Here is a 13,186-nt window from a genome sequence, read left to right on the forward strand (position 1 = left end):
TATCCACAAAAATAGTGGATAAGTCTACACAAGCCTTACACAGCAAGGTTGCCAGCTTGATGTGTATAACTCTTATTTACTCATGACAAAAAAAACATCGAAAAAAAATGTGAACCAACATTCAATTTTCACTTTATTTTGATGTAGCGCGTCGGCAATTTTGGAAACAAAATCCGGTTAGAATGAAAAATCATCGCCAAAGCCCTATTTTACTAAGTTTACTTGTTAACCACCTGTTACTAGCTATATAACCATTTGTACCTGTAAATTAAGTCCATTAACCGACAATACTATTCATGCTCTCAGATAAGTCTATGTAACTTCATCCATGTCTCATCTTTACAGAAAGCTGTATATAAACACAGTAAATATGAATTATCAAAGAGTTTCGTGTGTTTTTACCAAGCCTATTGTTACACCCTCCATCTAGGCAAACACAGCGACTAACAATCCATAGTTTGCAGGGATATGGCTAAGGAAGACCACCTTTTCGGCATAACAGGTTTTGGTTAAGTGCGTAACGCGCTGCTTACATCAAATCAGATTCACCGAATTAGTGGGACGCGCAAAGCTGTAGCCGTCTGACGCGCTGCAGCAAAGATAATGAGATCGATTTTGTTATCAAGTTTCACCGCTAGGGTCATCTTGGTCATTCACATAACTGCTTTTAATATGGCTAAGCTGAAGTTGATTACGGTAAGGCTCGCTTTGTTATGATTTTAATACCCGTTGCAGCTTTGATACTTACCATCCAATCGACAAATTACTGAGCCTTGAAGGCACAATGGCTAGGTTAGGCTATTTTTACCTTACTTGTTGGCGCGGTGCTATTGGACCTAAGAAGATTTTAAATACGGAAAGAGCATTAAGCGTATGTACAATACAAAGTAGTCATCTGCTAGGAAGATTGAGCGAGTACATTTAATCAAAACATAAAAAGAGGTAACTCAGCCAACGGCAGCTCCCAGAGCCTAAGCAAGTTATTTTTCAGACTCATATTTCACTTCAGCATTGATTCCAAGTTGGCTACCTAAGTTACCGACAAAACGAAATACATTTAGGTTATGACCAAATAGACTTGTTGTCTCGTTGGTTTCTCTGGAGACTTCAATCAATTCACGCATATCAATCATGTCACCGAAGTTGTCCTTATTAACATCATATTTCCCCCAATATTGACTGGTACCATCAGGCCCGCCCCGCTCCATCTCGGTGTACTTTAAAAAATTCTCTTTTATGCCCTGCGCTAACCAAACAAAGCTGGTGTCTTCATTCAATATGTTTTCTAAATAGCTTTTTTCAGTGTCAGCGAGTTTTCCTGTCACCTCAATTGCCCCTTCGGTATTAACCGAGAACCCCCATTTTTTATCTGCTAGTTTTGGGTTTTCCGCTTCGATTTTTGACATAAATTCATCATAATAGTCAGCCATTTGGTCTGCTGCATGAAACATGTCACCTCCGAGATAGAGCTGGCCTATTGCGATGACCCTCATCCTCTGACGCTCTTCTATTTCAGCAATAGTATATTTAGATTCAGTGATCACCATCGGACGACTGTATACAGGATCAGGCTCTTGATCCTTTCCCTTATGATAGGTATCGGCACTCAAAGTAGGCAGCGTATCTTGGCTTAGGGGCGTAGAGCTTTCTTGTACTTTGTTATGATTAGTATTGCTTAATATTGTTGCCATTAAATTATTTGGGAATAGGCCAAGTTTCATCTCATCCTCGCATAAGTCACGTTGACATCACAAAATATGAATTAAATGTCATATCGGCTGCTTTTTTTGAACCTTTAGTAACTAATTTCTTAGTTTCGGTTGCGCTATCGAACATGTTTTATACGCTAATGGCTAGTATTTCAGCAGCCAGTCGCTAAATGACACTTTTTATCTGTTCAAGTGTTGACAGCCCTACGCCCGAGTTTTAATATGCGCCCCGTTGTTGTGAGACACATTGTGTAAATGATTCCTCCTTAGCTCAGCTGGTAGAGCGACGGACTGTTAATCCGCAGGTCGCTGGTTCAATCCCAGCAGGAGGAGCCACACAACAAACAAATATTAAAGAATCATTCCTCCTTAGCTCAGCTGGTAGAGCGACGGACTGTTAATCCGCAGGTCGCTGGTTCAATCCCAGCAGGAGGAGCCAAATTCTGGTTGAGGCAAGAAGCTTGAACCTCAAGTGCAGTGCACTTAGTAGTCAATAAGATTACAAAGTAAAAATTGTTCCTCCTTAGCTCAGCTGGTAGAGCGACGGACTGTTAATCCGCAGGTCGCTGGTTCAATCCCAGCAGGAGGAGCCACATTCTTTTCTTTCACACCTCTCTCAAGTTTTAATAAATGTCTGACGCAATTATATTTATGTCTCAATATTTAGATATGCTATTTTTGTAGTTGAACATACCATGTTAGACTCCATTAACATAACTAGGCCTATAATTGAATCAGCCTTAACTTAGCTTGGATGCGATATGAAAGAGTACAAACATAGCCTTATTATTACCAATGCCATTATTTTGGTTGCTGCGATAGCAGTATTATTGGCAATTAAGCTTCATTTCACACCACTAATTACAGTTGTTAATGAAGACGTCACCAGTGATATTACTCAAACGATTGAGATAAAAGGGGCAACTCAAAACACTGCAGACCAACTTGCCGCTAAGCATCATCTAAGCCATTTACAAATCACCGATAAATCAGGTGACTTCTCTTTTATGGCCAATACATCGGAAGGCGTTTCGCTACTCTTTAAACTTCTATTTCCAAGCGCTACCGAAAAAGTCGATATTCAGACCGCTACATTAAGTATTAATTACATCAATAGCTTTCAAGCAACAGCCAGCATAGCCACCACGCTTTTCTATCAATTATTAGTTTTATTCATAGCAACCGCGGTATTGGTAAACTGGGCGTATTTCCGTTTAATTAAGAACTTAGAAAAAAGCTTAGTGCAGGAAGTCAGCTCAGAAGACGCACAACTCAGCACTTTTTCTCAAGTAACAGAACAGTTATTGGAACAAAGACAACGCTTTCATCAAGTGATGCAAGAGCAGCAACAAAAAATTCAGTTACTTGCTAAGCAAGTTAACATGGATAATTTGACAGGTCTAAATAACCGCCACGCCTTTCGTAAAGAACTAACGCAAATATTAAGCTCTGAAGGTGACAGCAACGCCGCCATCCTTGCTCTTGTTCGCGCATCGGAATTAAACAACATCAACCAACAGCGTGGTTATCAACAAGGTGATATTTACCTGTCAGATATCGGCCGCATGCTAGTGCAATTAATTAAACGCTTTCCTGAATGCCAGTGTTACCGTATTTCAGGCTCAGATTTTGCCCTACTCGCCCCCAACATGACCATTAGCGCGGCGCAAAAACTAGCTAAAACATTAAAACATCATTTTGATGAATACCAAGCACTGCATAACTTAGAAAGTGTGGCTTACACAGGTTTGTCCGCTATTTCTTCAGGCCAATTACCTGAGCAAGTATTGGCTCGTGCCGATATTGCCTTAGCAAAATCACAAACCGAAGGCGTTAATGCTTGGGCATTTGAGCAGAATGACTCTAATGAAACCAATTTAGGTCAACTGCACTGGAAGAAGGTGATTGAAGAAATCATTGAAACCCGCGCAGTCATGTTGCTGCATCAACCTATCCAAGCCATTCATCGCAACATGAAAGGGTACCAAGAAATATTTACGCGTTTCGTTGGTCAAAACAACGCGATGATCCCAACGGAAACTGTGTTTGCTATGGCCCAGCGTATGGACCTAATTGTAAAACTAGAACAAGTTATTCTCGAAACCATGGTTAGCCAATGCCGACATAAAACCGATGGCTCAGCCCGTTGGGGGGTTAATATTTCCGCCACTTCATTACAAAACAGTGCTTTTATTGTCTGGCTTGAGCGTTTATTACTACGTGAACCAAACATTGCAGCATCGATGATTTTTGAATTTGATGAAGAAGTGTTAGATCGTAACTTAGTTGCCAGTAAACGTGTGTTTGATATGTTAAAACGCACTGGCAGTCGCAGTGCCATTAGTAAATTTGGTAAAGGTATTGGTTCATTTCGCTTGTTTAAAGAGCTAAAACCAGATTTTGTAAAAGTGGATGCGGGACTGATCAGTAATATTGAACGCGACAGTGCCAACCAACAATTTTTACGTATGATTGTCGATGTGGCCCACCGTATGGGCTGTCAGGTGATTGCGGAAGGGGTTGAACACCTAGAGCAGAAACAATTACTTGAAAATATGTACGTTGACGGTCTACAAGGCTTTTTAATTTCTCGCCCCACTCCTCTATCAAAAGTTAAATAATTTCACTCGCGGTTTAATAACCCCGCTATTTTAGGCCTTACTCACTGTAAGGCCTTTTGCCAAAAGCGATTAACCCTTCAGCAGTTGCACCAAATTAGCCATGATTTAGCTTATTTCATCGCGTAAAACTTGTTAATATAGCCATTCGGCAATCAAGTGAATGACCAAAATGAGCGAATATCTTCTGCTATTAATCGGTACGGTATTAGTCAATAACTTTGTACTGGTAAAATTTCTCGGCTTATGCCCATTCATGGGAGTATCAAGTAAGATCAGCACAGCTGTTGGCATGTCGTTTGCGACGACTTTTGTACTGACCTTAACCGCAGCCGTCTCTTATTTAGTCAATCAATACCTGCTACTGCCTTTAGACATGATTTACCTGCGCACACTGAGCTTTATTTTGGTAATCGCTGTGGTGGTTCAATTTACCGAGATGGTGGTGCATAAAACCAGCCCAAGCTTGTATCGATTATTGGGTATCTTCTTACCATTGATCACCACTAACTGTGCGGTATTAGGGTTAGCGCTATTAAACGTCAATGAAGGGCATAACTTTGTTGAATCACTCATTTATGGTTTTGGCGCCGCGGTGGGTTTCTCATTGGTTCTCATTTTATTTTCTGCCATGCGTGAGCGTTTGGCTGCTGCTGATGTGCCATTACCATTCAAAGGCGCATCTATTGCAATGATCACCGCCGGCCTAATGTCATTGGGCTTTATGGGCTTTACCGGCCTAGTTAAGTTTTAACGGAGCAGTACGAACAGATGGGTATTGGAGTTGCAATCATCAGCCTAGGGCTATTAGCGCTAGTATCTGGTTTGATCTTAGGCTACGCCGCGATACGTTTTAAAGTTAAGTCAGATCCGATTGTGGAGCAAATTGACGCGATTTTGCCGCAAACCCAGTGTGGTCAGTGTGGCTACCCCGGCTGTAAACCTTATGCCAATGCAATAGCTAACGGCGATGAGATTAATAAGTGTCCGCCAGGTGGCGAAGCTGTAATTTTAAAATTGGCTGATTTAATGGGCGTTGAGCCCACCAAGTTAGAAGGCGAAGAAAAGCCAAAAGCCGTCGCATTTGTCCACGAAGACGAATGTATTGGTTGTACTAAATGTATCCAGGCTTGTCCGGTTGATGCCATTTTGGGCGCAACGCGTCAAATGCACACGGTGATCACCGATGAATGCACGGGTTGTGAGCTTTGCGTCGCCCCATGCCCTACAGATTGTATTGAAATGATCCCAGTAGGCGAAACAACTAAAACTTGGCAATGGGATCTTAACTCTATTTCAATCAAAGAGGTTCAGTAGTTTGATTCAGTCTATATTGGCCCAAATTAAAAGAGGCAAACTCTGGCAATATGCTGGCGGTGTTTTTCCTGCAGAGCGTAAATCTCTTTCAAATCAACAGCCCATTGCACCCGCCCAAATACCCAATGAGCTTATTATCCCCCTTAATCAACACATTGGTGAAGTGGCGGACTTATTGGTGAATGTTGGCGATAAGGTTCTTAAAGGCCAAGCCTTAACCAACCATAATAACTTTAGAGCGCTCCCCGTACATGCAAGTAGTTCAGGCACAGTAAAAGCCATTGAGCCTCGCCCTAGCTGTCATGCTTCGGGCTTAGCTGAACTAAGTATCGTGATAGCAACAGATGGTAAAGATGCGTGGCGAGAGCGTATCCCTACACCTGACTTCACAGTATTAGACCGCCATGCCATCATCGACAAAATCCACCTTTCTGGCATTGCTGGTAAAGGCGGTGCCGGTTTCCCAGCGCACATAAAATTGTCTGTTAAAGCCGATATTGAGCTATTAATCATCAATGGTATCGAGTGTGAACCTTATATTACCTCTGATGATATGCTAATGCGCGAGTATGCCGATGAACTTATCAAAGGCATTGAAATCTTAGAGTTTGTTACGCAATGTAAACAAACAGTTATTGCAATTGAAAGTAATAAACCCGAAGCAATTGCCGCATTATCAGCATTTGATACCGACACCCGCCGCGTGACCAGTGTACCGACAAAATACCCCAGTGGTGGCGAGAAGCAACTCATCGAACTGCTCACTGGCAAACAAGTACCCAGCAGTGGATACCCTATCGATATGGGTATTTTAATGCACAACGTCGGCACCGCATTTGCAATCAAACGTGCTGTAATAGACGATGAGCCACTGATCTCTCGTATCGTTACCATCACGGGTGAAGCTTTCAAAGAAAAAGGTAATGCTCAGGTGCTATTGGGCACCCCGATCCAGTCTTTACTGCAACAATTTGAGCTTGAACCACAGCCTAATGGCCAAACACGTTTGATCATTGGCGGTCCAATGATGGGATTTACCCTGCCAGATGCAATGGCTCCAGTGATTAAGACCACTAACTGTTTATTAGCGCCAACTGTAAAAGAGTTACCACCTCCGGGCCAAGAAATGGCTTGCATTCGCTGCGGTGAATGCGCCGATGCTTGTCCTGTTTCACTATTACCACAACAGCTTTACTGGTATGCCAAGGATAACGACCACGAAAAACTCAATGACTACAACCTGTTTGACTGTATTGAATGTGGCAGTTGTGCGTACGTATGTCCCAGTGAAATTCCCTTAGTTCAATACTATCGCATTGCTAAAGCCGATATTCGCAAACAAGAAACGGAGAAGAAAAAAGCTGAAATAGCTCGGATCCGTCATGAAGCAAGGCAAGAGCGACTCGATCGTGAAAAAGCGGCACGCGAAGCGAAACACAAAGAAGCCGCTGCGAAACGTAAAGCGCAATTAAATGCGGCGGCGAAGTCAGAGTCTGAAACGGCAACCGCGCCAGCTAAAGATAAAGCGCAAGATGCTGTGGCACAAGCCCTTGCTCGCGCTAAAGCCAAACGTCAACCGCCCAACACTAACGCAGATACTGATGTAGCAGCAGCGCGCGCCGCCCGTAAAGAGCAAGCTCGTTTAGCAAAAGCGGCAAAAGCCGCACAAGAACAAGCTGACGATAGCGCAACAACAGCTCAAGAGCAGCAAACAGAAGCAAAACCAAAAGCCACGAATCCAGCTGTAGCCGCCGCCATCGCGCGCGCTAAGGCGAAAAAAGAAACGCAGCAAGCTGAAAATGAGGCACAAGCATCTGAAGAGAACTCTGCGCCAAGTAAAAATCCAGCCGTTGCCGCTGCTATTGCTCGCGCGAAAGCTAAAAAAGAGGCACAGCAAGACGATAACGAAACGTCTGCGCCGCAAGAAAAACCAGCGCCAAGTAAAAACCCAGCCGTTGCTGCAGCCATTGCTCGCGCCAAAGCTAAAAAAGAGGCTCTGCAAGACGATAACGAAACGCCAGCGCCGCAAGAAAAAACTGCGCCAAGTAAAAACCCTGCCGTTGCTGCAGCCATTGCTCGCGCCAAAGCTAAAAAGGCTGCGCAGCAAGCTGAAACAGGAGAGCCGCAGCCTCAGTCAGCAACAGCTGAGCAAGACGATAACGAAACGCCAGCGCCGCAAGAAAAACCAGCGCCAAGTAAAAACCCAGCCGTTGCTGCAGCCATTGCTCGCGCTAAAGCGAAAAAAGAGGCGCAGCAAGCTGAAAAAGAAGAGCCGCAGCCTCAGTCAGCAACTGCTGAGCAAGAAGATAACAAAGCGCCTGCGCCGCAAGAAAAACCAGCGCCAAGTAAAAACCCAGCCGTTGCCGCTGCCATTGCTCGCGCTAAAGCTAAAAAGGCTGCGCAGCAAGCTGAAAAAGAAGAGCCGCAGCCTCAGTCAGCAACTGCTGAGCAAGAAGATAACAAAGCGCCTGCGCCGCAAGAAAAATCAGCGCCAAGTAAAAACCCAGCCGTTGCTGCAGCCATTGCTCGCGCCAAAGCGAAAAAGGCTCAACAAAAGGACAGTACTGAATCATGAAATTTGCATTAGCTTCATCGCCCTTTGGCCGCAAAATGTTCAAAACGCCAGATCTAATGCGTTTAGTGATCTTATGTTTGCTGCCGGGCATTTTTGTACAATGGTATGTATTTGGTTGGGGTAACCTAATCCAAATCGCGATTGCAGGTTTGTTCGCCGTTATAACCGAAGCGGTGATCGTTGCCATACGACAGCGCCCTGTGCTGCCAACCCTACGCGATAACAGTGCCTTATTAACAGGAGTGTTACTAGGGATCAGCTTACCGCCCTATACGCCTTGGTGGATGACCGCCATTGGCATCGTCTTTGCCATTTTAGTGGCAAAACATTTGTACGGCGGCCTAGGACAAAACCTATTTAATCCCGCGATGGTCGCTTATGTTTTACTGCTCATCTCATTTCCAGTCCATATGACCAGCTGGGCACCACCAGAAGCCTTAATGCAAAATAACGTGACCTTAGCTGATGCTTGGTCAATGATTACGACAGGCTTTTCTATTGATGGCTACAGTTTGCATCAAATCAAAATAGCCGTAGATGGTACCACCATGGCCACTCCGCTAGACACTTTAAAAACAGATTTAGGCCACGGTTTAACCACCTCAGAAAGTATGGCGAAACCGATTTTTGGCACCTTCGCTGGCTATGGCACAGAATGGGTTAGCTTTGCTTTTCTGATTGGTGGATTAGTATTACTCAAACAAAAAGCCATCGGCTGGCAAATTCCTGTGAGCTTTATCGCTGGGCTGTTCTTGTTTGCATTAATTGGCTACTTAGGCGATCCCGATGCCAGCGCCTCCCCCTTGCTACATCTGTTTTCCGGGGCAACTATGTTCGCTGCCTTCTTTATTTTGACCGATCCAGTCACCGCATCGACAACGGTGCGAGGCCGCATTATTTTTGGCCTACTCATCGCGTTACTAACATATGTGATACGCACTTGGGGCGGCTATCCTGACGCCGTTGCCTTCGCCGTTATTTTAGCCAATATGTGCGTCCCCTTAATTGACTATTACACCCAACCTGTTGTTTATGGGAGTAAAAAAGCATGATGAAGTCTATTTCTAAAAATGGCTTAACCTTAGGAGTCTTCGCTGTAGTTTCAACAGCGTTAGTTGCCGTTACTTCAGCGCTAACTAAGCCAATGATTGACCAACAAATAGAGCGTCAGTTAATCAGTAACATCAGTGAGCTGATCCCCGCTGAAGAATATAATAACGATTTATTCGCCAGTTGTTTTTACAGCCAAGACCCACATTTAGGCACCACTGAGCCACAGCAAACTTGGCTTGCCCTTAAAGATCAACAACCCGTTGGCCTCGCAATCGAAGCCATCGCACCTAATGGCTACAACGGTAACATCCGCTTGTTGGTGGGCATTTGGTATGACGGTAGCGTAGCTGGGGTGCGCGTGCTCGAGCATAAAGAAACACCTGGACTAGGCGATAAAATTGATCTAGGAAAATCAAATTGGATCACTCATTTCAGTGGCTTAACTGTTGAATCTGAAGCGGACAAACGCTGGGCCGTAAAAAAAGACGGGGGGCAGTTTGATGCGTTCACAGGTGCAACAATCACCCCGAGAGCCGTGGTGCAAGCGGTAAGAAACACAGTACTTTTTTACCAGCTCAATAAAGACAACTTATATCAACAATCCGCTAACTGTGGAGTGAAGTCATGAGCCAATTAGATGATGTAACTAGCAATGATGCTGAGCCAATGGATGGCTCTAAAGAAGCCAAAACTGGGCTTATCTCAAGCGAAAGTAAGGAAATTATTTTACAAGGTCTGTGGAAAAACAACCCGGGCTTAGTGCAACTCTTGGGCCTATGTCCCCTGCTTGCGGTTTCTTCTACTGTTATCAATGCCTTAGGCTTAGCCATTGCGACCACTGCCGTGTTGGTGTTGTCTAACTGGATCGTCTCTTTGGTGCGTCATCATGTACCAAAAGAAATTCGCATCCCTATTTTCGTTATGATCATTGCATCTTTAGTGACCTGCATTGAATTAGTCATGCATGCCTATACCTATGACCTTTATTTATCATTAGGTATTTTCATTCCGTTGATCGTGACTAACTGTGCCATTATTGGCCGCGCGGAAGCGTTTGCATCGAAAAACACGCCAACACTCGCCGCCCTTGATGGCTTAATGATGGGCCTAGGCTTTAGCTTGGTATTACTGGCTTTAGGTGCCATTCGTGAAGTATTAGGTAATGGCACCCTATTTCATGGTGCGCAGGCTTTATTCGGCAACTTGTTTGGCGATATAACAGTACACGTGTTTACCACTGAATCCACCTTTTTGTTTGCCGTTTTACCCCCTGGCGCATTTGTGGTAATGGGCTTTTTAATTGCCGTAAAAAATATAATGGATAAAAAAGCCTAATTCGGTTTTTTCTATGCTGGTGAGCAAACAATGAATAAAGACAAACGACTGGAAATATTAACGCGACTGCGTGATAACAACCCTCATCCCGAAACAGAGCTGAACTTCTCTAGCCCATTTGAGCTATTAGTGGCGGTGACCTTATCCGCACAAGCTACCGATGTAAGTGTAAACAAAGCCACCGATAAGCTATTTCCTGTCGCCAATACGCCTCAGGCGATTTTTGATCTTGGTGTCGACGGTCTTAAAAGCTACATCAAGACCATAGGCTTATATAACAGCAAAGCCGAAAACGTCATTAAGGCCTGTCGCATGTTACTCGACTTGCATGGCGGCGAAGTTCCAGAAAACCTTGATGCCCTTGTAGCCTTACCTGGCGTGGGCCGAAAAACGGCAAATGTAGTACTTAACACCGCATTTGGTTGGCCGACCATTGCCGTAGATACACATATTTTTCGTGTATCAAACCGCACTAAGTTTGCCATGGGTAAAAACGTTGACCAAGTAGAAGCAAAGTTACTGAAAGTCGTACCAGCAGAGTTCAAGGTAGACGTACACCACTGGCTCATTTTACACGGCCGTTACACCTGTGTTGCCCGTAAGCCCAAGTGCAATGCGTGCTTAATTGAAGACTTGTGTGAGTTTAAAGATAAAACCAGCGAAACTTGATCCATTACCGACTAAGTCTTGTTTTTCATCATCTTTAGTCAGTAGAATTGGGCAATATAAAAAATATATCACTTTTTATTTTAGGAGTCAGCAATGCGTTTATTACACACCATGCTTCGTGTCGGTAACTTAGAAAAATCCATTGAATTTTATACTCAAGTGCTAGGCATGAAGTTATTACGTCAGTCTGAAAATGCTGAATACAAATACACCTTAGCCTTCTTAGGTTACGGCGCAGAAACCGAACAAACGGTGATTGAGTTGACTTATAACTGGGGCACAGAGAGCTACGACTTAGGCAATGCTTACGGCCATATCGCCATTGAAACTCAAGATATTTATGCTACTTGCGAGGCCATTCGCGCTGCTGGAGGTAACATCACACGTGAACCAGGCCCTGTAAAAGGTGGCACCACAGTAATAGCCTTCGTTAAAGACCCTGACGGCTATGCTATCGAGCTAATCAACGCAAAAGATGCAGGTAAAGGTTTAGGTAACGACTAATTACCTCTATAAAAAACTAAACTAGCTACTTGAGCATAAGCCCAACCATTAGTTGGGCTTTTTGTTATGCACACTTAAGTCATAAAATTCAATGTTTGCTGATCAAAACGACTTAAACTGGGAAATAGTTCATTTAGTTCACTACCGCTCAAGCCAAACCATTTAGCTAAAGTGGCGCTGTATTGATCGGTACTGACTTGTGGGATCAAACGACCACCTTTTACATCAAACTCACTGCCCAAGCGTTGCGGTAAGAGTGCCCCATATATATCTCGGCCTTTTACTGCTCCGCCCATCACTATTTGGTTACCCGCCCAGCCGTGGTCAGTACCATCCCCGTTCGAGCTCAAAGTTCGGCCAAAATCAGACATGGTAAAACTGGTTACCTGATCACTGACACCTAAACTTACCATGGCTTTATTTAACTCACTAAAGCTGGTCGCTAGCTCAGCTAACAGCTCTGGATGCTTAGTCACCTGCTCATCATGAGTATCAAAACCGCCCATAGTGACATAGAAAATTTGCCGGCCCGCGCCTTGCTGACTTTGACTGGCAATAACTCTAGCCACTGTTTGTAACTGCTGAGACAAACGGCCACTTCCGAAATCAGGCAATGGCGCAACATTCTCTAAACTGGCATTCATTGCTTGGCTGTTGGCGATACCTTGAGTTAACCCGTCACCGTATACCTTAGCCATTCTTTTTTGACTGCCGGCAAGTTGACGCATCACACTTTGCTCTAATTGCACGGCTCGTGTATTCGTGCCAGAGAATGCACTTATATTGGCTTGGCCTGTTCGAGACATGGCAAATGCCGACGTCTTACTACCAATTTGCCATGGATTGGTGCCTGCTAGAGAGATATTACTGGCGAAATGAGGCTGGTCTTCAAGTAACTCCAACATCCGCGCGCCCCAACCGGTGTTAATACTCTGTTTTTCTTTACCGTGCATCCACCGCGCTTGTTGATCATTATGAGAGAATAAATGGCTAGGGATATGACTGCGCTTATTAATATAATCGTCCAACGTGGTCGGCGCTGATAAGGTTCCCACGCCGCCAACAAATGCTAAATCACCCGCATTAAATAGTTCATGCAGCGGCGCTAAAGCAGGGTTTAATCCTGTATCCGGTAAAGCAGATACTGGCGATAAACTAATAGGATCGACAATCGCCAATTGTTGCCGACTGGCTAAATAGTTGGCTTTCTCTTCTCCCGACATTGGCAACAACATATTCATCGAATCATTGCCACCCAACAAGAATACACAAACCAAGGCCTTGTAATCATGATACTGCTGCTGATTTAATAAGCTTTGCATTGCACTAAGCTGCGTTGATGTCAGCACAGCTGCTGATACTCCGCCCTTAATACACAAAGACAAAAAAGTTCTGCGATCCATATT

General features: G+C 44.2%; 11 protein-coding genes and 3 tRNA genes. 12 read left to right on the forward strand and 2 right to left on the reverse strand.

Annotated elements, in window-relative coordinates; all coding sequences use genetic code 11:
* Nucleotides 1-980: 980 nt before the first annotated feature.
* Complete coding sequence (locus K1M91_RS01090) at nt 981-1,721, reverse strand: hypothetical protein (RefSeq protein ID WP_232799710.1); 741 nt, start codon at nt 1,719-1,721, stop codon at nt 981-983.
* Between the two features lie 248 nt (nt 1,722-1,969).
* Between K1M91_RS01090 and K1M91_RS01095 the strand changes: the two genes are divergently transcribed.
* From K1M91_RS01095 to gloA, 12 genes are all read left to right on the forward strand, one after another.
* Nucleotides 1,970-2,045 (forward strand) — tRNA-Asn (locus tag K1M91_RS01095).
* 27 nt (nt 2,046-2,072) lie between these two features.
* Nucleotides 2,073-2,148 (forward strand) — tRNA-Asn (locus K1M91_RS01100).
* A 78-nt stretch (nt 2,149-2,226) separates the two neighbouring features.
* Nucleotides 2,227-2,302 (forward strand) — tRNA-Asn (locus K1M91_RS01105).
* Between the two features lie 168 nt (nt 2,303-2,470).
* On the forward strand, nt 2,471-4,330 hold the full coding sequence (locus tag K1M91_RS01110) for a bifunctional diguanylate cyclase/phosphodiesterase (RefSeq protein WP_232799711.1): 1,860 nt from the start codon (nt 2,471-2,473) through the stop codon (nt 4,328-4,330).
* Between the two features lie 169 nt (nt 4,331-4,499).
* Complete coding sequence (rsxA, locus tag K1M91_RS01115) at nt 4,500-5,081, forward strand: electron transport complex subunit RsxA (protein ID WP_232799712.1); 582 nt, start codon at nt 4,500-4,502, stop codon at nt 5,079-5,081.
* A gap of 17 nt (nt 5,082-5,098) precedes the next feature.
* Complete coding sequence (gene rsxB / locus K1M91_RS01120) at nt 5,099-5,644, forward strand: electron transport complex subunit RsxB (protein WP_232799713.1); 546 nt, start codon at nt 5,099-5,101, stop codon at nt 5,642-5,644.
* A gap of 1 nt (nt 5,645) precedes the next feature.
* The gene (gene rsxC / locus K1M91_RS01125; protein ID WP_238481287.1) at nt 5,646-8,219 is read left to right on the forward strand and encodes an electron transport complex subunit RsxC; all 2,574 of its coding nucleotides are present in this window, start codon (nt 5,646-5,648) and stop codon (nt 8,217-8,219) included.
* Complete coding sequence (gene rsxD / locus K1M91_RS01130) at nt 8,216-9,271, forward strand: electron transport complex subunit RsxD (protein ID WP_232799714.1); 1,056 nt, start codon at nt 8,216-8,218, stop codon at nt 9,269-9,271. The genes rsxC and rsxD overlap by 4 nt, the downstream gene beginning before the upstream one ends.
* A complete protein-coding gene (rsxG, locus tag K1M91_RS01135; RefSeq protein ID WP_232799715.1) occupies nt 9,268-9,900 on the forward strand; it encodes an electron transport complex subunit RsxG in 633 nt (210 codons plus the stop codon). Before rsxD ends, rsxG begins: the two co-directional genes overlap by 4 nt.
* Before the next feature lie 38 nt (nt 9,901-9,938).
* Nucleotides 9,939-10,607, forward strand: coding sequence for an electron transport complex subunit E (locus tag K1M91_RS01140; protein ID WP_336623453.1), 669 nt, complete (start codon nt 9,939-9,941; stop codon nt 10,605-10,607).
* A gap of 30 nt (nt 10,608-10,637) precedes the next feature.
* Complete coding sequence (gene nth / locus K1M91_RS01145) at nt 10,638-11,276, forward strand: endonuclease III (RefSeq protein WP_232799716.1); 639 nt, start codon at nt 10,638-10,640, stop codon at nt 11,274-11,276.
* A 93-nt stretch (nt 11,277-11,369) separates the two neighbouring features.
* A complete protein-coding gene (gene gloA / locus K1M91_RS01150; RefSeq protein ID WP_232799717.1) occupies nt 11,370-11,780 on the forward strand; it encodes a lactoylglutathione lyase in 411 nt (136 codons plus the stop codon).
* 74 nt (nt 11,781-11,854) lie between these two features.
* Here the strand turns inward: gloA and K1M91_RS01155 are convergent, their stop codons facing one another.
* Entirely contained in the window at nt 11,855-13,183 is a 1,329-nt protein-coding gene (locus tag K1M91_RS01155; protein WP_232799718.1) for a DUF1501 domain-containing protein, read from the reverse strand.
* Between the last annotated feature and the right edge of the window lie 3 nt (nt 13,184-13,186).

Source organism: Motilimonas sp. E26, from assembly GCF_021278025.1.
Taxonomy (GTDB): Bacteria; Pseudomonadota; Gammaproteobacteria; order Enterobacterales; family CBDFNC01; genus Motilimonas.

Bases quoted from the DNA above. Each gene is read 5' to 3' on its own strand.
- nth (WP_232799716.1), top strand. From the start codon at position 10,638: ATGAATAAAGACAAACGACTGGAAATATTAACGCGACTGCGTGATAAC.
- K1M91_RS01090 (WP_232799710.1), bottom strand. From the start codon at position 1,721: ATGAAACTTGGCCTATTCCCAAATAATTTAATGGCAACAATATTAAGC.
- rsxB (WP_232799713.1), top strand. From the start codon at position 5,099: ATGGGTATTGGAGTTGCAATCATCAGCCTAGGGCTATTAGCGCTAGTA.
- K1M91_RS01110 (WP_232799711.1), top strand. From the start codon at position 2,471: ATGAAAGAGTACAAACATAGCCTTATTATTACCAATGCCATTATTTTG.
- K1M91_RS01140 (WP_336623453.1), top strand. From the start codon at position 9,939: ATGGATGGCTCTAAAGAAGCCAAAACTGGGCTTATCTCAAGCGAAAGT.
- rsxA (WP_232799712.1), top strand. From the start codon at position 4,500: ATGAGCGAATATCTTCTGCTATTAATCGGTACGGTATTAGTCAATAAC.
- gloA (WP_232799717.1), top strand. From the start codon at position 11,370: ATGCGTTTATTACACACCATGCTTCGTGTCGGTAACTTAGAAAAATCC.
- rsxG (WP_232799715.1), top strand. From the start codon at position 9,268: ATGATGAAGTCTATTTCTAAAAATGGCTTAACCTTAGGAGTCTTCGCT.
- rsxD (WP_232799714.1), top strand. From the start codon at position 8,216: ATGAAATTTGCATTAGCTTCATCGCCCTTTGGCCGCAAAATGTTCAAA.
- K1M91_RS01155 (WP_232799718.1), bottom strand. From the start codon at position 13,183: ATGGATCGCAGAACTTTTTTGTCTTTGTGTATTAAGGGCGGAGTATCA.